The sequence below is a fragment of the Elioraea sp. Yellowstone genome (assembly GCF_006704265.1).
In the GTDB taxonomy this organism is placed as follows: domain Bacteria; phylum Pseudomonadota; class Alphaproteobacteria; order Acetobacterales; family Acetobacteraceae; genus Elioraea.
The window spans coordinates 57,646-83,560 of record NZ_VIKA01000002.1 but is presented as its reverse complement, the minus strand read 5'-3'; the positions used below and the strand labels follow the sequence as shown (position 1 = coordinate 83,560).

At 69.5% G+C, this 25,915-nt stretch carries 29 protein-coding genes; 19 read left to right on the top strand and 10 right to left on the bottom strand.

Annotated features, from left to right (window positions below; all coding sequences use genetic code 11):
* Window positions 1-298: 298 nt before the first annotated feature.
* From tnpA to tnpC, 3 genes are read left to right on the top strand one after another with little or no spacing between them, the layout of a single operon-like run.
* Window positions 299-709 (top strand): IS66-like element accessory protein TnpA, encoded by a 411-nt coding sequence (gene tnpA / locus FK498_RS00940; protein ID WP_161988262.1) that lies wholly within the window; start codon window positions 299-301, stop codon window positions 707-709.
* Window positions 709-1,059 carry an IS66 family insertion sequence element accessory protein TnpB gene (gene tnpB / locus FK498_RS00935; RefSeq protein ID WP_141850927.1) on the top strand — a complete coding sequence of 117 codons (351 nt, stop codon included), beginning with the start codon at window positions 709-711 and terminating at the stop codon, window positions 1,057-1,059. Before tnpA ends, tnpB begins: the two co-directional genes overlap by 1 nt.
* Window positions 1,060-1,099: 40 nt before the next feature.
* Window positions 1,100-2,692, top strand: coding sequence for an IS66 family transposase (tnpC, locus tag FK498_RS00930; protein ID WP_141850926.1), 1,593 nt, complete (start codon window positions 1,100-1,102; stop codon window positions 2,690-2,692).
* Window positions 2,693-2,840: 148 nt separating this feature from the next.
* Here the strand turns inward: tnpC and FK498_RS00925 are convergent, their stop codons facing one another.
* The 3 genes from FK498_RS00925 to FK498_RS00915 all read right to left on the bottom strand — a co-directional run bounded on the left by FK498_RS00925 (window position 2,841) and on the right by FK498_RS00915 (window position 7,131).
* On the bottom strand, window positions 2,841-3,968 hold the full coding sequence (locus FK498_RS00925; RefSeq protein WP_141850925.1) for a DNA methyltransferase: 1,128 nt from the start codon (window positions 3,966-3,968) through the stop codon (window positions 2,841-2,843).
* A 107-nt stretch (window positions 3,969-4,075) separates the two neighbouring features.
* Window positions 4,076-4,960 (bottom strand): hypothetical protein, encoded by an 885-nt coding sequence (locus FK498_RS00920; protein ID WP_141850924.1) that lies wholly within the window; start codon window positions 4,958-4,960, stop codon window positions 4,076-4,078.
* A gap of 404 nt (window positions 4,961-5,364) precedes the next feature.
* The gene (locus FK498_RS00915; protein WP_141850923.1) at window positions 5,365-7,131 is read right to left on the bottom strand and encodes an AAA family ATPase; all 1,767 of its coding nucleotides are present in this window, start codon (window positions 7,129-7,131) and stop codon (window positions 5,365-5,367) included.
* Between the two features lie 714 nt (window positions 7,132-7,845).
* Between FK498_RS00915 and FK498_RS00910 the strand changes: the two genes are divergently transcribed.
* Window positions 7,846-8,328: a hypothetical protein gene (locus FK498_RS00910; RefSeq protein WP_141850922.1), complete on the top strand. Its 483-nt coding sequence runs from the start codon at window positions 7,846-7,848 to the stop codon at window positions 8,326-8,328.
* Here the strand turns inward: FK498_RS00910 and FK498_RS00905 are convergent.
* A complete protein-coding gene (locus FK498_RS00905) occupies window positions 8,325-8,594 on the bottom strand; it encodes a hypothetical protein (protein WP_141850921.1) in 270 nt (89 codons plus the stop codon). The genes FK498_RS00910 and FK498_RS00905 overlap by 4 nt on opposite strands.
* Here FK498_RS00905 and FK498_RS00900 point away from each other — a divergent pair.
* Window positions 8,593-9,342, top strand: a complete 750-nt coding sequence (locus FK498_RS00900) for a hypothetical protein (protein ID WP_141850920.1) — start codon at window positions 8,593-8,595, stop codon at window positions 9,340-9,342. The two genes, FK498_RS00905 and FK498_RS00900, sit on opposite strands and share 2 nt — an antisense overlap.
* A 43-nt stretch (window positions 9,343-9,385) precedes the next feature.
* Here FK498_RS00900 and FK498_RS00895 read toward each other — a convergent pair whose 3' ends face one another.
* From FK498_RS00895 to FK498_RS00870, 6 genes are all read right to left on the bottom strand, one after another.
* Window positions 9,386-9,865, bottom strand: coding sequence for a hypothetical protein (locus FK498_RS00895; protein WP_237560791.1), 480 nt, complete (start codon window positions 9,863-9,865; stop codon window positions 9,386-9,388).
* On the bottom strand, window positions 9,862-11,196 hold the full coding sequence (locus FK498_RS00890) for a recombinase family protein (protein WP_141850919.1): 1,335 nt from the start codon (window positions 11,194-11,196) through the stop codon (window positions 9,862-9,864). The genes FK498_RS00895 and FK498_RS00890 overlap by 4 nt, the downstream gene beginning before the upstream one ends.
* Window positions 11,193-11,693, bottom strand: a complete 501-nt coding sequence (locus tag FK498_RS00885; RefSeq protein ID WP_141850918.1) for a DUF2924 domain-containing protein — start codon at window positions 11,691-11,693, stop codon at window positions 11,193-11,195. Before FK498_RS00885 ends, FK498_RS00890 begins: the two co-directional genes overlap by 4 nt.
* A gap of 279 nt (window positions 11,694-11,972) precedes the next feature.
* A complete protein-coding gene (locus FK498_RS00880) occupies window positions 11,973-12,644 on the bottom strand; it encodes a hypothetical protein (RefSeq protein ID WP_141850917.1) in 672 nt (223 codons plus the stop codon).
* Window positions 12,644-12,937, bottom strand: coding sequence for a helix-turn-helix domain-containing protein (locus FK498_RS00875; RefSeq protein WP_141850916.1), 294 nt, complete (start codon window positions 12,935-12,937; stop codon window positions 12,644-12,646). Before FK498_RS00875 ends, FK498_RS00880 begins: the two co-directional genes overlap by 1 nt.
* Entirely contained in the window at window positions 12,937-13,713 is a 777-nt protein-coding gene (locus FK498_RS00870; protein WP_141850915.1) for an ImmA/IrrE family metallo-endopeptidase, read from the bottom strand. Before FK498_RS00870 ends, FK498_RS00875 begins: the two co-directional genes overlap by 1 nt.
* 240 nt (window positions 13,714-13,953) lie before the next feature.
* Between FK498_RS00870 and FK498_RS00865 the strand changes: the two genes are divergently transcribed.
* The 14 genes from FK498_RS00865 (at window position 13,954) to FK498_RS00795 (ending at window position 25,915) form a co-directional block, all read left to right on the top strand.
* Window positions 13,954-14,541 carry a sigma factor gene (locus FK498_RS00865; RefSeq protein WP_141850914.1) on the top strand — a complete coding sequence of 196 codons (588 nt, stop codon included), beginning with the start codon at window positions 13,954-13,956 and terminating at the stop codon, window positions 14,539-14,541.
* A gap of 65 nt (window positions 14,542-14,606) precedes the next feature.
* Complete coding sequence (locus FK498_RS00860) at window positions 14,607-14,957, top strand: hypothetical protein (protein WP_141850913.1); 351 nt, start codon at window positions 14,607-14,609, stop codon at window positions 14,955-14,957.
* Between the two features lie 51 nt (window positions 14,958-15,008).
* The gene (locus tag FK498_RS00855) at window positions 15,009-15,269 is read left to right on the top strand and encodes a hypothetical protein (protein WP_141850912.1); all 261 of its coding nucleotides are present in this window, start codon (window positions 15,009-15,011) and stop codon (window positions 15,267-15,269) included.
* Between the two features lie 8 nt (window positions 15,270-15,277).
* Window positions 15,278-15,700: a hypothetical protein gene (locus FK498_RS00850; protein ID WP_202614692.1), complete on the top strand. Its 423-nt coding sequence runs from the start codon at window positions 15,278-15,280 to the stop codon at window positions 15,698-15,700.
* A gap of 106 nt (window positions 15,701-15,806) precedes the next feature.
* A complete protein-coding gene (locus FK498_RS00845; protein WP_141850911.1) occupies window positions 15,807-16,289 on the top strand; it encodes a hypothetical protein in 483 nt (160 codons plus the stop codon).
* Window positions 16,289-16,474: a hypothetical protein gene (locus FK498_RS00840; RefSeq protein ID WP_141850910.1), complete on the top strand. Its 186-nt coding sequence runs from the start codon at window positions 16,289-16,291 to the stop codon at window positions 16,472-16,474. Before FK498_RS00845 ends, FK498_RS00840 begins: the two co-directional genes overlap by 1 nt.
* Entirely contained in the window at window positions 16,474-17,244 is a 771-nt protein-coding gene (locus FK498_RS00835; RefSeq protein WP_141850909.1) for an ATP-binding protein, read from the top strand. The genes FK498_RS00840 and FK498_RS00835 overlap by 1 nt, the downstream gene beginning before the upstream one ends.
* 3 nt (window positions 17,245-17,247) lie before the next feature.
* Entirely contained in the window at window positions 17,248-17,787 is a 540-nt protein-coding gene (locus FK498_RS00830; protein ID WP_141850908.1) for a DUF669 domain-containing protein, read from the top strand.
* Between the two features lie 2 nt (window positions 17,788-17,789).
* Window positions 17,790-18,893, top strand: a complete 1,104-nt coding sequence (locus tag FK498_RS00825; protein WP_202614691.1) for a PD-(D/E)XK nuclease family protein — start codon at window positions 17,790-17,792, stop codon at window positions 18,891-18,893.
* On the top strand, window positions 18,890-21,526 hold the full coding sequence (locus FK498_RS00820; RefSeq protein ID WP_141850907.1) for a Hint domain-containing homing endonuclease: 2,637 nt from the start codon (window positions 18,890-18,892) through the stop codon (window positions 21,524-21,526). The genes FK498_RS00825 and FK498_RS00820 overlap by 4 nt, the downstream gene beginning before the upstream one ends.
* The gene (locus FK498_RS00815; protein ID WP_141850906.1) at window positions 21,523-21,876 is read left to right on the top strand and encodes a DUF6511 domain-containing protein; all 354 of its coding nucleotides are present in this window, start codon (window positions 21,523-21,525) and stop codon (window positions 21,874-21,876) included. The genes FK498_RS00820 and FK498_RS00815 overlap by 4 nt, the downstream gene beginning before the upstream one ends.
* Window positions 21,873-24,275: a bifunctional DNA primase/polymerase gene (locus FK498_RS00810; protein WP_141850905.1), complete on the top strand. Its 2,403-nt coding sequence runs from the start codon at window positions 21,873-21,875 to the stop codon at window positions 24,273-24,275. Before FK498_RS00815 ends, FK498_RS00810 begins: the two co-directional genes overlap by 4 nt.
* 205 nt (window positions 24,276-24,480) lie before the next feature.
* Window positions 24,481-24,927 (top strand): hypothetical protein, encoded by a 447-nt coding sequence (locus FK498_RS00805; protein ID WP_141850904.1) that lies wholly within the window; start codon window positions 24,481-24,483, stop codon window positions 24,925-24,927.
* 442 nt (window positions 24,928-25,369) lie between these two features.
* Complete coding sequence (locus tag FK498_RS00795; protein ID WP_141850903.1) at window positions 25,370-25,915, top strand: crossover junction endodeoxyribonuclease RuvC; 546 nt, start codon at window positions 25,370-25,372, stop codon at window positions 25,913-25,915.

Genomic DNA, 25,915 nt, shown 5'->3' with positions numbered 1-25,915 from the left:
CCGTTGCTCGCCAGCTTGAATCAGATCCGGCCCGCGTCGGGGAATCCCCCCTCGTGAGTCAGAGCCAGCAGGAATCGGTATGAGAGGTGGGCTCCCGCGGCACCGCGGCGGCGTCACGGCGCACAAAGCGTCAAGGCGATCTCGCCCCGGACGGGCAGTGCGATCGCCAGCGTAAACGTCTTCCCTCGACTGCCTTGCGGCGTGCAGCGCTGATCGGTTGACGTGCCTGGCTGCGGGGTGGAGCGGAAGTCCGTTATCGCCCTTAAGCCTAGGGGTAAGGACGGTGGCGGACGGTCGTGTGAGCGAGGTGATCAGCGTTGTGGCGCGCCGTCGTCGCTGGACGCTGGAGCAGAAGCTGGCGCTGTTGGAGGAGGTGTTGCGGCCGGGTGCCTCGGTGGCGTCGGTGGCGGACCGGCATGGGATGAGCCAGAGCCTGTTGTTCGCGTGGCGGCGCCAGGTGCGCGAGGGGACGATGCCGGGGGTGGTGCGCGCCGAGGGGGCGCCGGCGCTGGTGCCGGTTCGCGTCGTGGCGGCCGCATCGCCGAGGGAGGCGTCGCGGCCGTCACCGCCATCACGCGGGCCTGGCGGGCGGCCGGGCAAGTCGGCGGCGACGGTCGAGGTGGTGCTGCGGAACGGCCGGGTGCTGCGGGTAGCTGAGGCGATCGGGCCGGAGGTGCTGGGGCGTCTGGCGGCGGCGCTGGACGGCTGATGCTGGCGCTGCACGCTGGTGTGCGTGTGCATCTCGCGCTTGGCGCGACGGACATGCGCAAGGGCTTCGACGGTCTGGCCGCACAGGTGCAGACGGTGCTGGGGGCGGATCCGTTCTCGGGCCATTTGTTCCTGTTCCGTGGCAAGCGTGGCGATCTGCTGAAGGCGTTGTGGTGGGACGGCCAGGGCCTGGTGCTGCTGGCGAAGCGTCTGGAGAAGGGCCGGTTCATCTGGCCGACGATCGCGCGCGAGGGTGTGGTGACGCTGACGGTGGCGCAGCTGGCGATGCTGCTGGAGGGTCTGGACTGGCGCACGCCGATGCCGAGTTGGAGGCCCGAGATCGCGGTGTAGCCTCTTGCCGCGACGCGGCGGCGTCTGGGACGATTCCGCCATGACGCCGCATGCCGAGAGCGCCCTGCCCGAGGATCCCGCCGCGCTGGTGGCGATGATCGCGGCGCTGCGCGGGGAGTTGGCCGAGGAGCGTACGGCCCGCCGCATCGCGGAACTCGGTCTGCAGGCGAAGACGCTGGAGGCGGAGCGGCTGCGGGTTCAGATCGCGCGCCTCCGGCACGAGCGGTTTGGTCGGTCATCGGAGCGCCTGGCGGGCGAGGTCGAGCAGTTGGAGCTACGGCTCGACGAGGTGCTGGCCGAGATCGCCGCGTCGGGTGGCGCGGACGACGCCGAGGACGAGGCGGCCAGCGCCAAGGCGCCGGAGGAGAAGGCGCGGCGACGCGGCCGCAAGCCGCTGCCGGACAGCCTGCCGCGGCGCGACGTCGAACACCTGCCCGTCGAGGGCTGCGCCTGCCGCTCCTGCGGCGGCGCGCTGCGCAAGGTGGGCGAGGACGTGACCGAGATCCTGGAGTACCGCCCCGGCCGGTTCGAGGTGGTGCGCCATGTTCGGCCCGCCTTCTCCTGCCGGACCTGCGAGGCGATGACGCAGGCGGCAATGCCCTCACTACCGATCGAGCGCGGCCGGCCGGGCCCGGGTCTGCTGGCGCACGTATTGGTCTCGAAATATTGCGACCACCTCCCGCTCTACCGCCAGGCGGAGATCTACGCCCGCGACGGCCTCGATCTGCCGCGCGGGCTGCTGGCGGGTTGGGTCGGCAGATCGGCCGAGCTGGCGGAGCCGATGGCGGCGTTCATCGGTCGCCATGCCCTGGCCGGGCCGCGCGTGCATGCCGACGACACGCCGATGCCGATGCTCGCGCCCGGCCGCGGCCGGACGCAGGCGGCACGGTTCTGGGCCTATCTGCGTGACGACCGACCCTTCGGCGGGCGTGACCCGCCGGCGGTGTTCTACGAGTTCACGCCGGACCGGAAGGGCGAGCATCCGCAACGCCGCCTGCACGCGTTCCGCGGCATCCTCCAGGCGGACGCCTATTCCGGGTTCAACGTGCTGTACGAGAGCGGCCGGGTGGTCGAGGCGGCGTGCTGGACGCATGCGCGGCGCCACTTCCACGACGAGCTGCTGGCGAATGGCAGCCCGGTCGCGCGCGAGGCGATCGAGCGCATGCGGCCGCTGTTCGCCATCGAGGCGGAGATCCACGGCCAGCCGCCCGAGGCGCGCCTCGCCACCCGCCAGGCGCGCGCGGCGCCGCTGATGGCCGAGCTGCACGCCTGGCTGGAAGCGACGCTGCGCCGCATCTCCGGCAAATCGGACCTGGCCAAGGCGATCCGCTACACGCTGGCGCAGTGGACCGCGTTGACCACGGTGCTGCGCGACGGCCGCGCCTGCCTGCACAACAACGCCGCCGAGCGGCAGATGCGTCCGCTCGCGCTGGGCCGGAAGAACTACCTGTTCGCCGGATCGCTCGACGGCGGCAGGCGGGCCGCGATCATCTACACCCTGGTCGGCACCGCGGAGATGAATGGCTGGGATCCGCAGGCGTATCTGCGCATCCTTCTCGACCGCATCGCCGATCACCCAATCAACCGCATCGGCGAACTCGCGCCCTGGATCCTGCGGCCCAACGCGGCCTGACCTCCGCCGCGCCACCGATGCCGTAGCCGTCAATGCACGCTTACCACCGGTGCGGGTTGGCGGGGACACCGCTCACCCGGTCCGAGCTGAATGCGAACGGAACTGCCTTCTGACTCCGATTGCCCGGCGCCGGAGGCTCAAGCTCCGCTCAGGCGGCCTCTGCCGCGGCATCGTCGACGATGAGCCTCGGGGCGACCTCCTCGCGAATCCTGCGTGCGGCAAGAGCGCAGTAGTCGTCATTGATGTCGATGCCGACCGCCGACCGTCCGGACTTGAGGGCGACCAGCATCGTCGTGCCCGAGCCGACAAACGGATCGAGGACCGTACCGCCGGGCGGGCAACCACAGGCCAGACAGCGTTCCACCAGCTCAGCTGGGAACGGCGCGCAATGCGCGTAGGGGTTGTCTGGCCGCGCTTTGATCGTCCAGATGTCCTCCTCGGCACCGAGCGCAGATCGATCGAACCAGTATCTTGGCTGTTTGGCCAGGATGAACACGAACTCGTAGGTCCGCCACGGCCGATCGTGGCTTGTCGGCTCGCCCAAGGAGTTCGGCCTGTGCCAGATGACCGCACTGCGGAGAATCCACCCCTTTGCCTGCAGGCCGAGGGCAACCCGCCAGGGCAGCCCGATCAGGGACTTCCTAGGAAGCCCAAGGCCAGGCCCATCCACGGCCCGAAGCTTCCGCCTGGCCAGCTGCCGCGCCGCATGCTTTCGGTCGCGCCCGTGGGGCTGTCCCTTCGCGTTGTAGAAGACGTCGCCGAGGTTCAGGAACAGCAGCCCATCATCGGTCAGGACCCGCTTGGCTTCCGAGAATGCCGTCACCAGGCTCGACACGTAGCCTTCGATCGTCTCCTCGTGGCCGATCTGGCCGTCCACGCCGTAGTCGCGCTGCCAGAAATAGGGGGGCGAGGTGCAGATCGTGTTGACCGATCGGGCCGCCAAGGATCGGAGTCCGGCCACCACGTCGGCAGTCAGAAGCGAATAGCACACACCTCTGCCGACGTCCCCCTCTCGAGTCTTCCGGACGCCTGCTACCGGAGCAAGCACCGCGCTGGGCTGGTGTAAGCGCCGTTTGTCGCTCGGGTCCGCCGAGCTTGGAGCCGAGGACCTACCCGCCAGCCATTCCTCGACCGCGGCTTGGCTGATCCGGATCTGCCGGCCTTTTCCGGCCCTTACGCAAGCTAGATCGCCCGACCGGATCGCGCGGCGGATGGTGGACAACGACAACTTAAGGGAGGCGGCCAGCTCCTTCGGGGTGTGCAGGGTCTGAAGCAACAGGAACTTCCTCCGACTCGGGCCGCAACGACGCGGCTCCAGGTCAGGGTGCCAGGTGAGTTCAACAGCGGTCAACAGTGGTCATTTCTTGCCGACGTATCTGCCAGCTACGTGATCTCGAGCCCTAGGCGGGTGGCGATTGCTCGGGCGAGGACCGGCCGGTCGAACGAGTGCACGAGCGCCACCTCAAGGACCCGGAGGTCGGCCGCGGGGCGGGGGGACACCCGCTCGGGGAAGAGCACAACGACCTTCGGGTTCCCCGGTGCCTCGTCCCAGAGGGCATGGAAGTCGTGCACGTAGCCCATAGTCTTATACACGCTGTCGCTCATGTAGCCGGCGTCCGCGGATTGCTTGGCCTCGACCAGGATGGCGACCCGATGGGCACGCCCGACCCGGACGACGGTGACGTCCGGCCGCCGGGGGCTGCCGCTGACGCCCTCGTGCGCGTCGAGGAGGCCGAGGTAGCGCGACGGGACGCCAAGCACAGATGCCGGCGACTGGTCGAAGAACACCAGCACCTCCTCGTCGGACGGTGCACGGAACCGGGCGACGTGGTCCCGTCCACTAACTGCCAGCCCGAATTCGACAGGCGCGCCGAGGCCAAGCTCGTGCTCCAACACGTCGAGCACCAGCGTGAGCGTGTAAAGCTCGAAAATCTCGTCGTCGCTGACGGGCTCTAGCCATTCCGCGGCCAGCAGATCGAGCGTCCGGAGGTGCCTCGCCGCCCGCCCGCCGCTCTCGCGCGCCGCCCGGCGCGCTGCCAGTGTTGCCGCCGCCCGGTAGGCGGGCAGCCGCTGACGGGCAGCTGCGAGCAGCATCGAGGCCGAGGGGACAGCCACTTCAGGCACAGCGCGAAACCATTCGTGCCCGAGCGCATCGGCGCACGCCCTCCGGATCACCTCGTGGCGCGCGGCTATGCCAGACGAGCCGAGGCGCCGCTCGAGCGACGCGACGCCGCGCGACAGGGAGCCGACGAGCCAGCGCACCACCATGTTCTCTGCCAAGGCGAAGCTGCGGGCGGGGAGGCAAGCAACGAACTGGTCAGGGCGAAGCCGGCCCGAGCGCCTCCCGACCGCCGTCAGGTCCCAACGGGGGGCGCCGCGGAGGGCCGGGCCTATCACCTCTTGCCGGACCGCTGTCTCGTTGGCCAGGGAATCGAGGAGGCCTACGAGGTGCCTACGGCAGAACTCCTCGTAGCCCGGGTGCGCCAGATCGATCGCGTCTGCGAGTAGCTCGACGGCATCTGGACCGCGCCCGAGCTTCTCCACGAAGCGCGCGAGGACCTCTGGTTCAATGGGCGGGCCAGACGCCGCTGCCGACGCTCGGCCCAGGCCGCCCAGGTGCCGTCCGGCGCGGCCTGGGTCACATATGAAGTCGCGCCATCGCCGCCGCAGTGTCATTCCACATAACCGGTCCACACCGCCAAGCGGCGGCCGAATTCCCTGCGGGGGCCGTCACCAAACCACTCGATCTTCTTGAGCAGGTCCAGCAGCTCGGCGTGCCTGTCGGCGCGACCCTGGAACTGCGGTGCAACGTAGAGCTCCAACGTCGAGGCCAGGAGCGCGGCCTCACTGCGCTCGGCATCGAGGGCGACCTCGCTCCTGGCCTGTCGCATCATGGCCTGCGGGATCGCGAAGCCCATCGGCATGCCGATCGAGGCCAAACCGTCCTTCGTAGCGAAGAGCGACTGCACGGCCTGGACGAACCGGGGGTGGGTCGCGCCAAGGCCGCCGCCGCCCTCGCCTGCGGCCGCGGTAAGAAGCGCTGCGTACTCGCCCCACGGCGGAAGGTCGAGGGGGACAAAGGCAAAGCGGCGGACGAAGGCGAACGAGAGGCGCTTGAGGCTGGCCTTGTCGGCGTCGTTCATGGCGCCGATCAGCCGCCACCAGGACGGCATCCGGATCTGCTCCACCCCCGGTTCGGCCGCCGCGTCGCGGACCACGAGCCGGATGCGGCGCCCAGACGCCCCCTCCTCGGCGCTACCGTTCTGCCGGAAGGGTAGGTCCACGTCGTTTCCCGAGAGGAGCGTGAACAGCTCGCCGAACGCCTTATCGATGTCGGCCCGGTTGATCTCGTCGAGGATCAGGATGCGCTGGGCCTGCATCGCGGCGACGATGGCGCCGGGCATGAAGTCCAAGCGCTCCCCGCCCGTGGCGGTAGGAAGCGGGAAGTAGCCGCCGATCGCCTCGAACGTTGTCCAGGCGTCCGTAGCCGTGCTCAGCGACCAAGCGAAGCCGCTCGCCCGGCAGAGCCGCTGCGCCAGCTGCGTCTTGCCGCAACCTGGGGGGCCAGTGAAGACGACGTGCATGCCTGCACGCAGTGCAGCCATGGCGCGCAGGGCAGCCTCCTCCACGCCCTTGAGACCGTCGATGGCGCGCAGGACTTCCGTCTTCGAGATGTCCCACGTCCCAGCGACGACCGGCGCGGCCTCGGCGGGCGGCGGTGTACCCGCCGCCTCCTCACCTTCCTCTTCTTCGGCATCCGGGAGTGGCGCAGCAGGGGCGGCCCCGAGGGCAGCTGCTGGGGCGGGGCCGCCGATGAGGTCGAGAATAGCCTGGTCAGTGAGCGGCGCGGCGCCCATCGCGATGACGCTGAGTCCCGGGTCCGGGGCCGTCGTGAATACGGAGCCGATGAGGCCGTAGTCGCTCAGTCGGAACTCCTCAGCGAACCTCGTGATCGCCGCGGTCTGGTCGGGAAACTCTTCCGTGCGGTAGAACCAGACGGCCAAGTTGTGGACCGAAAGCGGACGGACGCCCACGATCGATCTGTGGTCACGTGCAAGGATTTCCCGGAAGTTCTCGGCGAGTCGGAAGAGCTTCCGCGGGGAGCCCGCTACGGTTTCCTTCTTGAAGAAGTCAGGTCGCCCAGTCCGCATCCGCTGCAGACTTGTCCCGCCATAGTTAGCCGGCTTCCACCGGGGATCGCCCTCCCTTGGTGGGCCAAACGGCAGATAGTATGGCCGCTCCGGCGTGCCGCCTTGGGGCCTGAAGTACTGGCCGAGCAGATCATGCTCCTGTGGCGCGCCGAAGGGCAGCCCAGGGGGGCCGTCGCCGACCGGGATCTGCAGCCGCAGCATGGCGAGAAAGCTGATCAGCAGCGGGTGTGTGCCGTCCGCCATGTAGTCGAGGGCGTGGCGAAGGTGGTCTTCGACGAAGTAGGGCATCGGGGCGGTCCCGGGCGGGGCTGGCAGCCGAATCGCTCGGCGCGCCTGCAATCGTGGCGGAGGATGCTGGGTGCGCGCAATCTCCAGCACAGACCACACCTTGCGGAGCCACGACGGACGCTCCCGAGGATCGTGCCGCTCAGGAACCACCGGACGTGTCCGGCGCCGGGCAACCGCCCTCCGGCTTCCAGCTCGGCTTGCGTAGGTGGGCTCCTCTCTTATTCATTGGATGCCTATGAGTACCGCATCGTCCCCCTTTGCCTACCCGACCGAGCAGTGCGACGTGCACGACTGCCTGGGTCTCCTGGCGTACCGCCGCAAGCGGACCGCATGGCTCGGCTGGCTTCAGGGAGACCCGCACAACAGCATCAACAGGCAACTTTACGGGTTGATGTAGGACGATGCCGTATTCAGGCTGCTGAACGAGGCCCGGCGCTTTGCCACGAAGGAACAGCCGACCTCTGCGGTCGCGCCGATGCTTGCATCCATGCTCGACCAGGGTTTCGTGGCGACGTAGATCCTCGCGGTCAGCAGGCTCGTGGACAAGCGCAAGGATGTCATCAGCCTACGCCGCCTTCTCGACGACATTGAGGCCCACCAGCACTCGTCACGCGCGAGGTGTTCGTCTGCCACGACGGACTGCCGTACGAGGCCGCGGCAGCGGAGCGGGCGTTGTGGGCCAAGGCGCCGCGGCCGACCACGGGTGTGGTGACGATGTATCTGCCCACCGAGGGCCCGGAGGCGTTCGACACCGCCGAGAGGGGCCACAGAGCCTTCGATGCGCTGTCCGGGAAGGCGCCGGCGGACCGGTCGCGCACGGACACCATCCAGCCCGCGATGTTCGATGGAATCCGCGCGTTGCTGGAGGACCAGACGGTCACCTCGTTGGTCGAGTTGCGGCACAAGTTCGTGGTGCAAGCCGCCGACGAGTTATCGCGGCGGCGTGCCGGTATCGAGCGCTTTGGCGTCACCCTCAACGGGCTGGAGGCTGCCCAACGCTCGCTGGTGCAAGCTGCTCAGCGCATCGAGCTCGACCTTCTGTGGGGTAGCAGCCGCGGTGCGGTCCCAGTGCCGCAGCACGATCACTTCCGGTATCTGGACCTACCGTTCGCGCCGGCCGACCGGCTCCAGGAGCTCAGAGACTGGTGGCAGAGGCACTGCGAGGCGCGGGAGGAATGGACCAGCGCCCGTAGCTAGACTGCGGTAAGCGGGGGCGCGGTTGCATCCGCCGCAAAACGCAGGGCGAGTATCTCGGCGAGCCGCACTGCCGCATCCTCGGACGTGGCCTTGGCGAGCACCGAGATGCCGGCGGAGCGCGGCCGCTCATCCACTTCGTATACGAAATAGCCGAAATCGCTACCGAACGCCTCTACCTCGCACTGCGCGAGCGCGGCTTGAGATAGAGTCGATACGCAGAGCGTCCGATTCGCGCCGAGCGGTGCAGACCAGAAGAGGTCGTCCATGGCTAGATCCCCTATCAGGGAGCGCAGCACGCCCACAATCTCCGCGAACGAACTGGCCGCCTACATGGTTGCCAGCGACGTGGGGAGGGAGGGAATCATCCAGCGGGCGCGTTGGCAACCTGCGGCTCCGGTCGTGCGGTATCGCGATGCGAGGCGCGCCATTGTTCGCTTCTTGGCGGATCCTCACCGGAGCGCGCAGATCCTTCTCGAGGCCAGAGCCCGCCTTGAGATGCTGGCCGAAGATCCCACGGGGCGCCCTTTCGCGCGTGAGGACGCGCGGGCCTCGATCGGCGCCATCGATGCCTTCCAGGCCGGGCTGAACAGCTTCGGCTTCGGGGGGATGTACTTCGAGGCCCCGCCGCAAGGTCTCGGCCCGTTGGACATTGAGGGCGTGGCGGTGACCGTGTCGCTGGACCTCGTCGTCAGGGCGAGCGATCGGAGGCGCGGAGACCTGACGGGCGGCGTCCTCCTCCGGCTCTCCAAGGGGGCGGACGGCGAGAGCGAGGCGGCGAGCGCACGGCGTAGGGACGTGGGGATGTACGCCGCGACACTGGTGTACATGGCCTGCGCGGAGCAGCTCGCCGGGCTAGGTATGCCCTCTCCCGCGCATTGCTTTTCGGTGGACGTCCAGCGGCGGGAGCGGCACCGGGCGTCGAGCCAGTATCTCACCCGCGAGGCCAATCTGCGCGCCGCCTGCCGTGGCATCCAGCGAGCCTGGAGCAGCGTCGCGCCGCCCCCGGGCGCATGATACGGCGGGCGCGGCTGCGCAGCCTTGTCGCCTCGCCGGATGCTCACCGCAGCGGCGGCCAGGGAGGGGCAGGCGCGCAAGCTGCTGTGCCAGGCGGGGAAGGCCGGACCCGCGTGAGCCGGGGGGCGACTCCGCAGTCAGATTGCACAGCGAGGCGCTGCTCCGACCAGGCCACCGGAAACGGCTCCATCAACTCCGGCAGCGTCACTCCCTCCGCCTGCCTCCTCTCGACGATCGCCTCGACGATGTCCGGTGCGAGCAGGGTGAGTTGGAGCAGCCGTCCGAGGTAGCCGCGATCCAGCTTCTCCGCCGCGGCCATCTCGCTGATCGAGGCGTAGCGCCCATCGTCGAGCATGCGCTGGTAGCGGAAGGCGCGGGCGAGCGCCTTCAGCAGCGCGGGATCGGCGCGGGTGGTGGCCTCCGCGGGCAGTCCGTCCACTACGGGCGTGACGACGGTCTTGCGCCCGGGCCGGCGGCGGATCCTGAGCGGCACGCGGACGGTGATGTGCGTGGGTCCGGTCACGCCGCTACCCTCTCGGCACCGACCAGCCCGAGATCGCGCACCAGGCTCGCGAGGCCCTCGACCCGGAGGCGGATCTCCGCACCGTCGAGCCCGACCGTGACGCGTTCGACCAGGGAGCGGACGATCCGCTGCTGCTCGGCGGGGAACAACTCGTCCCACAACGGCTCGAGCCGCCCGAGCGCCTCGCGCACGTCAGCTTCTGTCAGGTCCGGATCCTCCACCTTCGCCGCCATCCACGTGCCCACCACCACCTCCGGCTGGCGCAGCAGGGCGCGCAGCTGCGTCATCACCGCTGCCTCGATCTGCGCCGCCGAGACGCGCCGGACGATCCCGTCGTCGGCCTCGCCCTTCAGCGCGCGCTGCGCCACGTAGTAGCGGTATAGGCGGCCGTTCTTGCGGCTGTGCGTGGGCGAGAGCGCGCGGCCGTCGGCGCCGAAGATCAGCCCCTTCAGCAGCGCTGGCGACTGCGACCGGTTCGCCTGCGCCCGCGCGCGCGGACTGACCTGCAGGAGCGCGTGCACGCGGTCCCAGAGCGCGCGCGAGACGATCGCCGCGTGCTCGCCGGGGTAGATGCTGCCGCGGTGCGCGACCTCGCCGACGTAGGTCCGGAGATGCAGGATCTTGTAGACGTCGCCCTTGTCGATCAGGCGCCCGCTCCTGGTCGCGATGCCCTCGGCCCGGCACCGGCGCATGGTCTCGATGCCCGAGCCGGTCTCGGCGAAGAGCTCGAACACGCGCCGCACGCGCGCGGCTTCGGCCTCATTCACCAGCAGCTTGCGGTCGCGCACGTCGTAGCCGAGCGGCACCTTGCCGCCCATCCACATGCCCCGTGCCTTCGAGGCGGCGACCTTGTCGCGGATGCGCTCGCCGATCACCTCGCGCTCGAACTGGGCGAAGGAGAGCAGGATGTTCAGGGTCAGCCGGCCCATGCTGGTCGTGGTGTTGAACGACTGCGTCACCGAGACGAAGGTCACCTCGTGGGCGTCGAACACCTCGACCAGCCGGGCGAAGTCCATCAGCGAGCGGGAGAGGCGGTCGATCTTGTAGACTACCACCACGTCGACCAGGCCGCGCTCGATGTCGGCGAGCAGGCGTTTCAGGGCGGGGCGGTCCAGGCTCCCTCCCGAGAACCCGCCGTCGTCGTAGCGGTCGGCGACCAGGGTCCAGCCCTCGGCGCGCTGGCTGGCGATGCAGGCCTCGCAGGCTTCGCGCTGGGCGTCGAGGGTGTTGAACTCGCGGTCCAACCCCTCCTCGGTGCTCTTCCGGGTGTAGACCGCACAGCGCTTGCGGGTGACCGACGCCGGCAGGTCGGGGAGCTTGCGGCGGCTCACGACGCGCTCCCCTTGAGACCGAAGAAGGTCCAGCCGTTCCACCTCGTGCCGGTGATGTGGCGCGCGATCGCGGAGAGCGAGGCGTAGCGGCGGCCCTCGTACTCGAAGTCGTCGGCGCGCACGGTGACGACGTGCTGGACGCCGCCGTACTCGCGCACGAGCCGCGTGCCGGGCAGCGGTCGGCTGTCGGCGCGGATCCGCCGCAGCACCGCGTTGCCGCCGTCGAGCTGCTCACCGAGCGCCTCGAGCCGCGCCCGCGTCTCGGGCTTGAGGCCGCCATAGGCGAGTTCCTGGATCCGGTAGGCGAGCCGGCTCTGCAGGTAGGCGCGGTTGAACGCCGGCGGCTCCTTGCCGAACAGCTCGCGCCACTGCTGCTTCAGTTCCGGCGTGGATGCCGTCTGCAGCGCCGCCAGCCGCGACAGCACCTGCGCCGGCGGGATGGTGGGGAACACCGGGGCCTCCGCTTCGGCCACCGGCGGCTTCGATCGTCGTGTCATGCGTCCTCCGTCTCTCGGGGGTTCGCATGACGGCGCTGGCGGGGAGTCGCGGGTAGCGAACTCTCTCCGCAGTCCCGAGCCTGGGCATCGATCGCGGCGATGCTGCGGCTCCTGAGCCGCACGATCCCACGCGCCAGGATCTGACACACCTCGCGCAGGTGGGGTGGGAGGTGGTGATTCGTGCTCGGCAGGGCCATCGTGATCCTTCACGCATCGTCCTGCCTGTCATCTACGGATCGAGCCCTCTCCCGTTCTCACCGGCCAAGCGCGGCCCCGAGGTTACGCTGCCTTCTGCGTCGCCTCCGTGCCGAACACCGCCCAGATGTCGCGGAGCCGGCGCTTCAGCGTGCTCTCATCCGGAACTCTGCCTCCCTGGCGGGCGAACCACGCCTGGATGTGACGGATGAGAGCGCCGAAGGACTCGGGAACCCCCTCGAAGTAGATCCGGCGGAACGCTTCGAGGCGCGCGGCATCCCAATCATAGTGGGGCTGCGATCCGCGACCGCCGGCCCTTGCACCATGCCCGAAATCGTCGAGCGACTCCTCCAGAGCCACATAGCGCTTGAGCTCCTCGTGACGCACGCCGACTTCCTCGCGGATCACCGTGTACCCACGATCGTCCTCGCTCGTGCTGATCAGGCGCCGATAGCGGCCAGCTTCGGCAGCGAGCCAGAAGATCACCTGCGATCCGGAACGCAGCACATACCAGGCGTCTTCAGGGCGAAGATCCACCAATCCGCGGACGTAACTCTCGACCGCCGCGATCCACGTTGTGCTGCCATCCGGGGCGATCTCGTAGTGCCCTTCCTCGACCCGCACGCCGGGAACGGCCGTGCAGAGCCGCACTTTGCCCTCCGAGGCGAGTACGGACATGTCCAGCAAGGAGAGGCCGAGCCGCTCGCAGACTTCGTCGATCTGATAGAACACTTTCTTCTTCGGCGCGTTCGCCATCACAGGCTCCGTCGGCCGGCGCGGAGGGTGCGCATGCGCCGATAGGCGAGCACCACGCTGCCCATGTCGCTGCGCATGTCAGGCGGCAGGCGCTGCGCCTCAACGAAGAGCGCGTCGAGCGGGATGCCGAGGATCGCCGCCACGCGCTGGACGATCTCGTCACTCGGTGGCTTGTCGAGATTGCGCTCGACCCGCGACAGATAGCCTGGGGAGATCTCCAGCCGCTCGGCCAGCTCGTTCAGGCCGATGCCAAGCTCGGTGCGTCGGGCTCGCACCACGTCGCCGAACGCCATCACACCCCTCCTTCCACCAGGCCGTAGCGCGACAGACGCACGGCGATGAACCGCTCCGAGACGCCAAAATCTGCCGCGAGCGCAGCGAGCACACCGGCCAACGCCTCTGGGCAATTGCCCGCAGCAACGACCGGACTGCCCGGCCTGCCGTGATGCGGCCGGCGACAGAGGCGCAACGCCTCGCTGCGCGCATGAGCCAGCAACCGTGTGTGCAGCGGCACTGGCGGTGCCAGCAGCGCACCCATGAATTCGTTCGCCCGCGCCTCGGCGCCCCGGCCAAGGCGATCGAGAGCGCGTGGGGAGCGCGCCACGGCGTGGTAGCGCTGCTCGCCGCGCGCCAAGGCTGCGGGCACGTCGAACAGAAGATGCGCGAGCTCGTGCGCCGCTGTGCTCAGTGCGAGGTCCGGTCGGTGCGCCGTCATCGGCCCGTTGACGGCGATGTAGGCCCACCCCGGCTCATCGGCATCGATATCGCAGAGGCCGAGCACAGCGTTGCCGACCTCGTCGTGCAGCGCGCGGCCGAGGTCCCACGAGACCGCGAGGCGCCGCCCGTTCACCGCGACAACCCGGCAGGCATCGATCAGCGCTGGCAGCGCCAGCGCGAGACTGTCCGGGTCGCGCGGGACTTGGCGCCGGACCTGCGCGGCGACGGCACGGATGGTCCCGGCCGCAGCGTCGGCATGCGGGTTCAGAGCCGCTTCTGGGCGGTAGGCGATCGCGATCGGCAAAGGACGAAAGTCCCTCGATTGGAGATGATCAGGAAACAGCGTGTTCACTCTATGTTCCGGCCCAAGGGGAAGTCCAGCGCCTCAGGCGGCAGGGGGTGCGGTGATCGAGCACCGCCGCACCCCATCACGGCCAGGACACGATGCAGCACGCCAAGGCATTGAATTTGCGAAGGGTGCGATGATCGCTGAGGGTCTCAGCGCACCCCTGCGCACCCCTCGGCACTAGCTGCACCCCCCGCCCGGGCGGTCATCTCGGCGCATCGCAACCGACCGAGCCGAAGGTGCCGCATGGTGATCGAAAAACAGGAGCCCCGCACACACGCGCCGCAGGCGTGGGACCATAGTCAGCTGCGCGTGGCGCTTGGCTGTGCCCGGGCCCTGGCCGCCCGATTCGCCCGACAGCGTCGCCTGTCGCGAGCGGATCGGGAGGATCTGATCCAGGACATCCTGCTCGCCATCGTCGAGGCGAGCCCGCGATTCGATGCCGCGCGGGGCTCCTGGGCGACCTTCGTCGGGGTGCTGGCGCGACGCGTCGTCATCGACCGTGCGCGACAGCCACACCTACCGCCGCATGTGAGCCTCGACGCCGAGGAAGGGCGCGATGCGCGACGCACGCTGCGCGCGGACCAGACGGATGTGGACGCGCGCCTCGCCTTCCTGAGCGCAGCGGCTGACCTGCCGAGCGGACCACGCGGGCTGCTGCGCGAGATCCTTGCGCACGCCGACGTGGTGGATGCGCGCGAGGCGCACTCGGCGTCATCGGCCAGCTTCTATCGCGAGCTCACGGAGCTCCGCTTCTGGCTGCGCGCGCGCGGTGCACGGCCTCAGCGTACCACCGGCGTTCGCCAATCGAAACGGCGGACGCCGAGGGCGTGAGAACGGCGCCGCGCTGATCCGTAAATGACTGAGTGAGCCCCCACGCGTCGCAGGGAGACCAGACGATGCGCCTCACGTCCTCCGCTACCCCGTCCAAGGCGACCCGGCTGAGCACGGCCGATCTGGCTGCCCTCGTGCTGACCGAGAACGAGCTGTGCGACCGCTTCGCCGACGCATCGCCCGGCGATCCGCTCGTCTATCACATCGGCCACCTTCCGGCCGATCGCGACGCGATCGTCTCGACCTTGCCGGCACCGCAGCGCGCCGAGCTCGATCGCCTCGCGCGCCGTGCGTGGCGGATGCACGAGGAGGGGCTGGTGCATCTCGTGCAGCGCCGCGTCGCGCCTGACAGCGTCGCGTATCTCGCGGTGATCCGCCCACGGCCCCGGCGCGTCGCAGGACGGCGCGCCGCCTAGCCGGAGGCCTTCACGGCCCCCCTTCGCCCTCGATCCGAAAGGAGTCCAGTCGTGACGCTGGATGAGCTTCTGCGTGACCTCGATCTGCTCGGTGATCCGGTCCAGCTCCCGCCATTGCTGCGCCAGCTTGCGCTGCGTGGCCTCGTCTCGGTGCTGTCGGACCTCGTGCCCGCGCAGGGTGAGATGGTGTTCGCAGATGAGGCCGCGGACCTTGCGCAGCGCGGTGAGGCACTGATCCGCGCGGCAGAGGAGAGCCGCCGCCGCGGCGATCAGCTGATCTGCCTGGCTGCGCTGATGACGCGGCTGCGGTGAGGCCGGCCATGGGCAAGTCCTCCCGCGACAAGGGGCTGCGGCGCGAGCGCGCGCTGGTGCAGCTTCACACCGCCTGCGGCATCCGCGCCGAGCGCGTGCCGCTGTCCGGAGCCTTGCACTACCAGGGCAACGGGGCCGACCTCGACCTGCATGTGCGCGGGCCGCAGGCGCTGAAGGCGGAGGTGAAGGCTCGCGGCGAAGGCGGTGGGTTCAAGACGCTCGAACGCTGGCTCGGCAAGAACGACGCGCTGTTCCTGTGGCGTGATCGGGCCGCGCCGCTCGTCGTGGTGCCGTTGCACGTCTGGCTCGAGATCGCCGGCCGCAGCGCCCGCCTCGATGCCGATTCGGATGCGCAGCGTCGCAAGCGCCGCAGCGCCATCGAGCAGGGGCCGACCCCGCCCGCCGACGCCATCACGCGGAGTACCGCGTGAGGCACAGCCGGTTGCGCGAACCGTTCCGTCTGCTGCTCGGCGGCATGCTGTACGTCGCGAGCTGCCTCGCCCTGCTGTGGGTGATCGGACTCATGAAGGTGACACGATGAGCATCCCCAACCGAACCACACTCGCGCAGTTGCGCGCGATGACGGCTGCCGAGGTGGCGCGCCTGCCGCTCGACCAGCTTGCGCTGCTGCTCGATGAGGTCGGCGACCTCAAGGCGGACGCGAAGCGTCTCGGTGATCTGCTGCACGACGCGCTGCATGTGCGCTTCGGCGAGGCGGCCACGGCAGCGCGCCGCGCGGAGGGTAAGGACACCGGCCGTGTCCGCCTCGAGCAGGATGGGTTCGAGATCCTGGCGGACCTTCCCAAGAAGGTGCGGTGGGATCAGCCGAAGCTGGCCGAGGCGATCGCCACGCTGCGTGGCTGGGGCGAGGACCCGGCCGACTACGTCGCCACCGAGCTGCGCGTCCCCGAGGCCCGCTTCAGCGCCTGGCCGCCGCGCATCCGCGCCCTGTTCGAGCCAGCCCGCACCGTCGCCGCCGGCCGTCCCTCCTACAGCCTCGAACTGAAGGATCCTGCCTGATGGCCCACGAGCTCCGCATCCTCGTTGCGATCCCGCTGGGAGGCGACGCCATGGCGCGTGCCAAGGACGTCGCTGCCTTCGAGCCGACGCTCGATGCGTTCGCCGAGGCGGTCGCCCGCGCCGGCGGCGAGATCAAGGTCGACGTGATCAAGGCCAAGCCGCGCGCAGTGAAGGAGACGCATTGATGGCGATCTCGCTTGCATCGCTGCGGCGCGGCGGCGCGACGCGTCCGCCCAGCCTGCTGCTCTACGGCGTCGCCGGCGTCGGCAAGACGCTGTGGGGCACCTCGTCGCCGAACCCGATCGTGCTGCAGACCGAGGATGGGCTCGGCCTGATCGAGGCGCCGACCTTCGGCCTGCTGCGCAGCTTCGAGGCGGTGATGGAGGCGTTGGCCTGCCTCTACAGCGAGCCGAACGACTTCAAGACCGTCGTCATCGACAGCCTGGACTGGCTCGAGCCGCTGGTGTGGCAGCACACCGCGCAGCTTCACGGCCAGCCGAACATCGAAGCGTTCGGCTATGGCAAGGGCTATCTGGCGGCACTGGATACCTGGCGCAGCTTCCTCGACGGCATCAATGCGCTGCGCGACGAGCGCGGCATGGGCGTGATCATGATCGCCCATGCCGAGATCCGGCGCTTCGACAGCCCGGAGACCGAACCCTACGACCGCTACCAGCCGAAGCTGCACGCGCGGGCCTCGGCGCTGGTGCAGGAGCACGTCGATGCCGTGCTGTTCGCGAACTATCGCGTCACCACGCTGAAATCGGAGGTCGGCTTCAACAAGAAGGTGGTGCGCGGCGTCAGCGGCGGCGACCGGCTCCTGCACACCGTCGAGCGCCCAGCCTTCCTGGCGAAGAACCGCTTCGGCCTGCCGGAGACGCTGCCGCTCTCCTGGCCGGACTTCGCCGCTGCCGTCCCCTTCTACGCCGACGCCACCCCGAGCCCGCGGAGCTGATCCATGGCCCAGCTGCACGACACCTTCGACGCCACCGGCGTCGCTCCCGCCGCCCCCCTCGAGCTGCTGCCACCCGGCCGCTATCCCGCGCAGATCGTCAACAGCGAGATGCGCGCGACGCGCACCGGCACGGGTCAGTACCTCTGGCTCGAGCTGGACGTGATCGAGGGGCCGCACCAGGGCCGCAAGATCTGGGACCAGCTCAATCTGGTGAACCCGAACCAGCAGACGGTCGAGATCGCCCAGCGCACGCTCTCGGCGATCTGCCATGCGGTCGGGCAGATGCAGGTGAGCGACAGCGAGCAGCTGCACTTCCGCCCCTTGCTGGTGACGCTCGCCGTCGAGCCTGACAGCCGCGACAAGCACCTGCCGCCGCACGAGCAGCGGAAGCAGAACCGGGTGAAGGGCTATGCCGCGCTCGGCGGCGCCGCGCCAGCGCGGCCGGCGCCGAACCCGGCTCCCGCGCCGCGGCCCGCCGCGCCGCCCCCGGCGCGTCCCGCGCCTCCCGCCTCGGCGACACCGCCCTGGCGTCGGGCGGGGTGAGCATGGCTCCGCTGCCGGCGCCGTCCAGCCCGACCGTCCAGGCGATCTATGCCGCCTACGAGGCAGCTTCGGACGATGGCTATCGCGACCATCTCGGCGCCTCGCTGATCGGCGGCGCGTGCGAGCGGGCGATCTGGTACAGCTTCCGCTGGGCGACGCGGGCGCGCCACGCGGGCAGGCTGCTGCGGCTGTTCGAGACCGGGCACCTCGCCGAGGCGCGCTTCGTGGCGGATCTCCGCCGCATCGGCGTCACGGTGCTCGACGTCGATCCGGCGACGGGCCGGCAGTGGACGCTGCGCGACGCCAGCGGCCATTTCGGCGGCAGCATGGACGCGGTGGCGCTCGGGCTGCTTGAGGCGCCGAAGACCTGGCACGTCTGCGAGTTCAAGACGCACAGCGTGAAATCGTTCGCGGCGCTGAAAGCCGAGGGCGTCGCGGCGGCCAAGCCGCTGCACTGGGCGCAGATGCAGGCCTACATGCAGCTCGCCGGCCTCGATCGCGCCTTCTATCTCGCGGTCTGCAAGGACACCGACGAGCTCTACCAGGAGCGCATCCACCACGACACCGAGGCCGGTGCGGGGATCCTGGCCAAGGCGGCGCGCATCATCGCCGCCGCACGCCCGCCGGCGCGCATCAGCGACGATCCGACCTGGTGGGAGTGCAGGCTCTGCGACCATCACGCGGTCTGCCATGCGGGTGCGGTGCCGGACCGGCATTGCCGCTCCTGCCTGCACGCCACGCCCGTCGCGCATGGCGCCTGGCAGTGCGCCCGGCATCAGCAGGTTCTGACGCGGCACGAGCAGCGCGCCGGCTGCGGCACGCATCTCTTCATCCCTGACCTGGTTGCCGCCGAGCAGATCGACGCCGGTGAGGACTGGGTCAGCTACCGGCTGCCCGATGGCACCGTCTGGCAGGATGGCGTGCCGGCCGAGACGGATGAGACGCGCATCGTCACGCATGGCGCGTGCCATCGCTGCGGCGGCGATCGCTACGCCGTGCGGCCGGGGAGCGGTCCGCATGCCTTCGGCCTGACCTGTATCGGCTGCGGCCACCGTGGCCGGTGGCTCGCGCGAGGCGATGCCGAGGCGTTGGGCATCGCCGCATGAGCCTCTCGCTTCGCCCCTATCAGCGCGCCGCCATCGACGCGCTCTACGACTATTTCGGCGGCAACACCGGCAATCCCCTCGTGGTGATGCCGACCGGCTGCCATGCGGCTGGCACCATGATCCTGATGCACGACGGCTCGACCAAGCGCGTCGAAGACGTCGCGCCGGGCGACTGCCTCATGGGTCCGGACAGCAAGCCCCGCCGCGTGCTGGCACTCGCGCGCGGCAGAGAGCGCATGTGGCGGGTGACACCAAAGCGGGCCGGCGATCCGTTCGTGGTCAACGAAGGGCATATCCTGTCCCTCGCCACCACGAGTGAGGGAAAGCCGCATCGCTGTGCACAGGACGGCACACGCATCGACAACATCACGGTGCGGGAGTTCCTGACGAGGTCCAAGTGGTGGCGCCATCTCCGGAAGCTCCGGCGTGTGGCCATCGACTTCCCTCCGCGTCCCGCCCCGGAGCTTGACGCTTGGGCACTCGGCGCCCTGCTCGGCGATGGGTGCCTCATCCACGGGGTGGCGATCAGCAGTCCCGACGTCGAAGTGCTGGACGGCCTATGGGCCGAGATGGAGCGCCTCGGTCTGCGATACCGAGCGAGCGAGAACGATCGCTCCACATGCTGGCAGGTCGCATTCGCCGACGACCAGGCGAGCCGCAGCACGCCCAACAGGGTGACTGCGATCCTGCGGCAGCTTGGCGTCTCCGGTCGTAACGCAGCCGAGAAGTTCATCCCTGACATCTACAAGCTGGGCAGCAGGGATGTCCGGCTCGGTGTCCTCGCGGGGCTTCTCGACACCGATGGGCATCTGTTCGGCGGGACCGGCTTCGACTTCATCAGCAAGTCGGAGAGGCTGGCCCGCGATGTGACGTTCGTCGCGCGCAGTCTTGGACTGGCCGCATCATGCCAGCCATGTCGCAAGTTCGATCAGAATGGATCCGGCGGCACCTACTGGCGCGTCACCATAAGCGGCGACACGGACATGATCCCGACCCGCGTCGCACGGAAACGCGCTGCGCCGCGACGCCAGAAGAAGAACCCGCTGGTCACCGGATTCGATCTACGGCCACTGCCGGAGGATGACTTCTTCGGCTTCAGCCTCGATGGCGATCATCTCTACCTGACCGCGGATTTCACGGTTCACCATAACACCGGCAAGAGCGTCGTCATCGCCGGCTTCATCCGCGAGGCGATCGCGGCCTACGCCGATACGCGTGTGCTGGTCTTGACCCACCAGCGGGAACTGATCTCCCAGAATTTCCAGGCCCTCATTCGCGCCTGGCCTGAGGCGCCGGCCGGCATCTACTCGGCCGGCCTGTCCCGCCGCGACATCCACGCGCAGATCCTGTTCGCCGGCATCCAGTCGATCCACCGTCACGCCTACAAGGTGCAGCGCTGCGACCTGGTGCTGATCGACGAGGCGCACCTGCTCGGACGCAGCGACAGCGGCATGTACCGCTCGTTCCTCGCGCAGCTGAACGAGATCAATGCCGGGCTGCTGAAGGTCGTCGGCTTCACCGCCACGCCGTATCGGCTCGACAGCGGCCTGCTGCATGAGGGCAAGGATCGCTTGTTCACCGACATCGCCTACGAGGTGCCCGTGCTGGACATGATCCAGCAGGGCTATCTCTGTCCCGTGGTGCCGAAGCAGACCGAGACCCAGCTCGACGTCGCGGGTGTGGGCACGCGCGGCGGGGAGTTCATCGCCAAGGACCTCGAGGCGGCAGTGGACCGCGACGAGGTTACGCGCGCCGCCGTCGCCGAGATCGTGCAGCACGGCGAGGGCCGCGGATCGTGGCTGGTGTTCTGCTCCGGGGTCGCGCATGCGCGGCACGTGCGGGACGCGATCCGCGAGCACGGCATCTCCTGCGAGGCCGTCACCGGCGACACGCCAGCGCCGGAGCGTGACGGCATCCTCGCGGCCTTCAAGGCCGGGCGGTTGCGCTGCGTCACCAACGCCAACGTGCTGACCACCGGCTTCGATGCGCCGGGCACCGACCTGATCGCGCTGCTGCGGCCGACGAAGAGCGTCGGGCTCTACGTGCAGATGGTCGGCCGGGGCACCCGCCTCGCCGAGGGCAAGGACGACTGCCTCGTTCTCGACTTCGCCGGCAACACGTCGCGGCACGGCCCCATCGACATGGTGGACGGGCGGAAGAAGGAGCCGGCCGGCGACGGCGAGGCACCGATCAAGGTCTGCCCGGAATGCCAGACCATCAACCATGCCAGCGTGCGGCGCTGCATCGCGTGCGATCACGAGTTCCCGCCACCGGTGGTGAAGGTGGCACCGCGGGCGGCGGCGGACGCGCTGCTCTCGACGCAGATCCAGGCGGCGTGGTGCGACGTCACCGGCGTCAGCTACGCCCGCCACGAGAAGCCCGGCAGGCCGCCCTCGCTGCGCGTCACCTACGAATGCGGGCTGGCACGACACAGCGAATGGGTCTGCCTCCAGCACACCGGCTATCCGCGCGAGAAGGCGGTCGGTTGGTGGCGGAGGCGCGCACCGCACCTGCCCGTCCCGTGCTCGGTCGACGAGGCGCTCGCGGCGTCGAACGCCCTGCGCCAGCCCGTCGCCATCCAGGTGCGCCCCACCGGGCAATACACCGAGATCACCGCGGCGAGGTTCGGGTGAGATGCAGCGCGTGTCGGCTCAGAACCGCGCGCGGCTTCGGCTGGTTCGACCCGCTGGTGCTGCCCTCCACGATCCTGCCGGCCTGCTCCATGCGCTGCATGAACGCGCTCTGCCGGAGCTGGGGCATGGTTGACCCCGACGAGCACGAGATCGCTGCGATCGCCGCCGCCAGCCCGCTGGCCGGCGAGTACCTGGAGAGCATCGGCAAGACCGATCTCGCGCGGCTCACCGAGGCGGAGTGGCTGACGCTGCTCGAGGTGATCGTCACGGCCTACCAGGACGAGCTTGCGCGGCGTCTGGAGCAGGGGCGGCATCTGGCTCTGCCTCACAGGGGGCAGGCCCTGCCATGACCGATCGCTGCTTCATGGCCGAGCACGGCGCGCGCCTCGCCGACAACGGCTATCCGGTGATCCCGATCATGCCGGCGAGCAAGGTGCCCGGCCGGTTCCGCGGCGGCGCGTGGCAGCCCTATCCTGGCTGGGCCCGGCACTGCGACCGCGCGACCACCAGCGCCGAGATCGAGATCTGGTCGCGCTGGCCTGGCTGCGGCATCGGCATCGCCACCGGTTCGGTGGTCGGCATCGACATCGACGTCCTCGATGCCGCGTTGGCGATCGAGCTCACCACTCTTGCCACCACCATGCTCGGCGAGACGCCGTGCTGGCGCATCGGCCGCGCGCCGAAGCGGCTGCTGGTCTATCGCGCCGAGAGCGCGTTTGCCGGCCGCAAGCGCCACCCGATCGAGCTCCTGGCGCGCGGCCAGCAGTTCGTCGCCCACGCCATCCACCCCGACACCGGCCAGCCCTATGCCTGGCCGGAGGCGAGCCTGCTGGACGTGCCGCGCGATCGGCTGCCGGCGGTGGACGAAGCCGCCTGCCACGCTTTCCTGGATGCCGCCAGCGCGCTCGTGCCGGCCGAGGCCAGAACGGCATCTCTGCTGCCCCAGGACGCTGCGAGCCGGCCCTGCAATGGCCCGGGCGATCCCAAGGGCACACGCGAGGCGATCGCCGCGGCGCTGGCCTGGCTGCCGAACCATGACCTGCCCGGCAACGAATGGATCACCATCGGCAACGCCATCAAGGCAGCGCTCGGCGAGGACGGGCGCGAGCTCTGGCTCGACTGGTCGCGCCAATCACGCAAATCCGGCCAGTCCGGCCGCGCCGACACACCGGAACGCCGCTGGGCCGGCTTCCGGCCCCACAGCGTCGGTGCGGGCACGATCTACCAGCTCGCGATCGATCGTGGCTGGGTGCCGGAGCCAGCGATGATCCTCAACGGCAGCGTGGCCAGCCAGATGGCGCAGCCGCATCCGGCGGCCGCGCTGCTCGCCAGGGCAGAGCTGACGCCGCACGAGAACGCGATCCATCCCGCAGCACCGTTCCTGTCCTCGCTGTACGCAAGCCGCGCCAAGCAGCAGGCCAAGCCGCTGCCCGTTCCGGCCAACATCATGCAGCCCGGCGGCGTCTTGCAGATGCTCGTCGACGAGTGCTGCAGGACCGCGCTGCGGCCGCAGCCCTTCCTCGCCCTCGGCGCGGCCATCTGTGCCGTCGGGGCACTGGCCGGACGGAAGTATCGCACCCGCACGGACCTCCGCACCAACGTCTACGTCGCGGCCGTCGCCGAGAGCGGCGGCGGGAAGGACCATGCGCCGGAGGTGATCCGCCGCTGCTTCGATCTGGCGAAGCTGGATCACTACCTCGGCGGCGAGAACCTCGCCTCGGGGCGCGGCATGCTCTCCGCCCTGGAGCAGCATCCGGCGCGGCTGTTCCAGATCGACGAGTTCGGCCTGTTCCTCGGCACCGTCACGGGCGGCAGGGCCCCGGCGCACAAAGCGGACATCTGGTCCGAACTGATGAAGCTCTACAGCCGGGCGAAGGGCATCTATCGCGGCACGGAGTACGCCAACAAGAAGGACGCGCCCCGCGTCGACATCCACCAGCCCTGCGTCTGCTTCTTCGGCACCACCACTCCCTCGACATTCTGGAAGGCGCTTGAGGGCGGCGCGATGATGGACGGCTCCCTCGCACGCTTCCTGGTGTTCGTCACCGACACCGATCGGCCGGAGCGGAACCGCGATGCAGGGATCATCACGCCGCCGGCGGAACTGCTCGAAGCGCTGAAAGCGATCGCGCGCGGGCACGGCGATGCGCTGCCGCGAGGCAACCTGCCAGACGTGCATGTGGCGCCGATGACGGCGACCGAGGAGCCCGCGCCCTACACCGTGCCGATGACCGCCGCGGCCGAGGTCTTGCACGACCGCAAGCTGGCCGAGGAGGACGCCTGGGCAACGAAGGTGGCCGGCACGCCGCAAGCCGCCATCGTCAACCGGCTCGGCGAGAACGCCAGCAAGCTCGCGCTGATCTGCGCCATCAGCCGCAACCCCGCGCATCCAGCGATCACCGAGGCGGAGCTGTCCTGGGGCTGGGCGCTGGCCGAGCACTGCACCAGGACCGTGCTCCGCGACGCGCAACGCTTCCTCGCCGACAGCGAGTTCGAGAAGCGGCTGAACAAGGCCATCAACATCATCAGCAAGCACGGCCCGTGCAGCCGGCGCGACCTGTTCCACAAGGGGCTGAAGCTGACCGCACGCGAGTTCGGCGAGGTGATCGACGCGCTGGTGACGAACGGGGTGGTCATGGAGACAGCACCGCCGCCCTACACCGGGGTCGGCCGTCCGCCGGGCCCCCGCTATGTGCTGGTCCAGGCGTCCCAGGACCCGGCAGGGGAGGAGGCCGGCAGCGATGAATAACGAAACGCCGCGCCCTACCTCCAAGTCCTTGAAATCAGGCTTTTGTGGGTTCTGTGCTTTCGTGCGCGGGCGCGGGGGAAAGACCCGCTGCCACGCGTGCGCGGGTGCAGGCCAGGACACCCCGCTACATAATAACAGAAACAACAATAATATATATATCAATGAGATAGCCGGGGGTTCTGTCGCGCTCGGAGGGATTGCGTAGATGGCACCTCCCGGTCGACATCGCCGTGCTCTGCAGATCAACGAGAGCGCGGAGCACACCCGCGCAAAGCTCCGCTTGGCGAAGTGGCTGACCTCCTTCGCTGCCGAAGCAAGCGAGCCGGCGCCCTTCCGCGTGGTGGTCGAGTATCCGTTCACCGAGGGTGGCGGTGGCGTGACCGCCTGGGACGCTTGTGGGTTCAGCCGGAAGCCCACCCTCCCCACGCTGCGCAAGCGGTGGGGAGCGCTGATCTGCATCTGCGACATGGTGCTGATCGCGGGCGGGAAGGTCACGACGGCGGTGGAGGTGGTGAAGACCAACGTGACGCCGCATTGGAAGGTCACGTGGCTACGGTCGCACGGCGTAGAGGTTTACGAGGCCACCGCGGAAGCCATCCTGGCATGCAAGGGCAGGCCGGGGTCGTTCGACGTCCTGATGGTGCCGGCATGACTGGGCCTGGCTCCCCCCACGAGCCGCGGTCGTGCCTGCATCAGCACACGCGCAGCGTCACGATGAACCCTGAGATGGAGGCCCTTCGCCGCCGCGCCTGGCACGAGCAGGGCGTGGCTTCGCTCCCAATCCAGGACATCACCGACCCCTGGCTCCGCGAGGCGGTCATCAACGAGGCCCAGATCAACGCCATCCGGAGGGCGTGTTGGACTGCCTCACTCGTTGCGCGCGCGCGAGGAGTGAGATGGCTCAGCCATCCTCCTACGGCGGGTGCGCGTGCGCGCCTCAGCGGCGCGCGCGCACCGCACCCTGGGCGTAGGGGGCGCGTCCGTGATCCGCCCGATCCGCCACACCCCACCAGCAGCCGGGCAGCGACGGCGAGCTCCGCCAAGAACCGCGCCGTCGCCGCCCTCACCACGACGATCCCCTCTCGGAGACCATCATGGCTCTCGCGACTCTGACTCCGCGCGCGCCCCTGGCAAGCGGCGGCATCATCGCCCCGCTGCCTGTCGCCCTCGCACACCGCGCCGTGCTCGCCCTCGACCTCGGCACCACCACCGGCTGGGCGCTGCGCTCCCGCGACGGCGGCATCACCTCCGGCACCATGACCTTCAAGCCGAGCCGGTTCGAAGGTGGCGGCATGCGCTACCTGCGCTTCCACCGCTGGCTCGGCGAGATGGCCTGGCTCGCACGTGGCTTGCAGCGGGTCGTGTTCGAGGAAGTGCGAGCCCATGCGGGAACCGACGCGGGGCACATCTATGGCGGTTTCCTCGGCCTCCTCACCGCGTGGTGCGAGCAGCGCGGTGTGCCCTACGAGGGCGTCCCGGTCGGCACGATCAAGCGCTTCGCCACCGGCAGGGGCAATGCCGACAAGGCGGCAATGATCGCGGCGATCCGCGCGCGCGGCTTCGCTCCCGCCGACGACAATGAGGCGGACGCGATCGCGCTGCTGCTCTGGGCCACCGAGAGCCACGGAGGGCACGCCTGA

What these genes read in the sequence shown, in the direction of transcription:
- FK498_RS00865 (WP_141850914.1), top strand. Translation starts at nt 13,954, where the DNA reads ATGGTGATCGAAAAACAGGAGCCCCGCACACACGCGCCGCAGGCGTGG.
- FK498_RS00880 (WP_141850917.1), bottom strand. Translation starts at nt 12,644, where the DNA reads ATGGCGAACGCGCCGAAGAAGAAAGTGTTCTATCAGATCGACGAAGTC.
- FK498_RS00820 (WP_141850907.1), top strand. Translation starts at nt 18,890, where the DNA reads ATGAGCCTCTCGCTTCGCCCCTATCAGCGCGCCGCCATCGACGCGCTC.
- tnpB (WP_141850927.1), top strand. Translation starts at nt 709, where the DNA reads ATGCTGGCGCTGCACGCTGGTGTGCGTGTGCATCTCGCGCTTGGCGCG.
- FK498_RS00840 (WP_141850910.1), top strand. Translation starts at nt 16,289, where the DNA reads ATGGCCCACGAGCTCCGCATCCTCGTTGCGATCCCGCTGGGAGGCGAC.
- FK498_RS00845 (WP_141850911.1), top strand. Translation starts at nt 15,807, where the DNA reads ATGAGCATCCCCAACCGAACCACACTCGCGCAGTTGCGCGCGATGACG.
- FK498_RS00920 (WP_141850924.1), bottom strand. Translation starts at nt 4,960, where the DNA reads ATGGTGGTGCGCTGGCTCGTCGGCTCCCTGTCGCGCGGCGTCGCGTCG.
- FK498_RS00850 (WP_202614692.1), top strand. Translation starts at nt 15,278, where the DNA reads ATGGGCAAGTCCTCCCGCGACAAGGGGCTGCGGCGCGAGCGCGCGCTG.
- FK498_RS00900 (WP_141850920.1), top strand. Translation starts at nt 8,593, where the DNA reads ATGGCTAGATCCCCTATCAGGGAGCGCAGCACGCCCACAATCTCCGCG.
- FK498_RS00860 (WP_141850913.1), top strand. Translation starts at nt 14,607, where the DNA reads ATGCGCCTCACGTCCTCCGCTACCCCGTCCAAGGCGACCCGGCTGAGC.
- tnpC (WP_141850926.1), top strand. Translation starts at nt 1,100, where the DNA reads ATGACGCCGCATGCCGAGAGCGCCCTGCCCGAGGATCCCGCCGCGCTG.
- FK498_RS00905 (WP_141850921.1), bottom strand. Translation starts at nt 8,594, where the DNA reads ATGGACGACCTCTTCTGGTCTGCACCGCTCGGCGCGAATCGGACGCTC.
- FK498_RS00875 (WP_141850916.1), bottom strand. Translation starts at nt 12,937, where the DNA reads ATGGCGTTCGGCGACGTGGTGCGAGCCCGACGCACCGAGCTTGGCATC.
- FK498_RS00885 (WP_141850918.1), bottom strand. Translation starts at nt 11,693, where the DNA reads ATGACACGACGATCGAAGCCGCCGGTGGCCGAAGCGGAGGCCCCGGTG.
- FK498_RS00910 (WP_141850922.1), top strand. Translation starts at nt 7,846, where the DNA reads ATGTATCTGCCCACCGAGGGCCCGGAGGCGTTCGACACCGCCGAGAGG.
- FK498_RS00810 (WP_141850905.1), top strand. Translation starts at nt 21,873, where the DNA reads ATGACCGATCGCTGCTTCATGGCCGAGCACGGCGCGCGCCTCGCCGAC.
- FK498_RS00795 (WP_141850903.1), top strand. Translation starts at nt 25,370, where the DNA reads ATGGCTCTCGCGACTCTGACTCCGCGCGCGCCCCTGGCAAGCGGCGGC.
- FK498_RS00830 (WP_141850908.1), top strand. Translation starts at nt 17,248, where the DNA reads ATGGCCCAGCTGCACGACACCTTCGACGCCACCGGCGTCGCTCCCGCC.
- FK498_RS00805 (WP_141850904.1), top strand. Translation starts at nt 24,481, where the DNA reads ATGGCACCTCCCGGTCGACATCGCCGTGCTCTGCAGATCAACGAGAGC.
- FK498_RS00825 (WP_202614691.1), top strand. Translation starts at nt 17,790, where the DNA reads ATGGCTCCGCTGCCGGCGCCGTCCAGCCCGACCGTCCAGGCGATCTAT.
- FK498_RS00915 (WP_141850923.1), bottom strand. Translation starts at nt 7,131, where the DNA reads ATGCCCTACTTCGTCGAAGACCACCTTCGCCACGCCCTCGACTACATG.
- FK498_RS00835 (WP_141850909.1), top strand. Translation starts at nt 16,474, where the DNA reads ATGGCGATCTCGCTTGCATCGCTGCGGCGCGGCGGCGCGACGCGTCCG.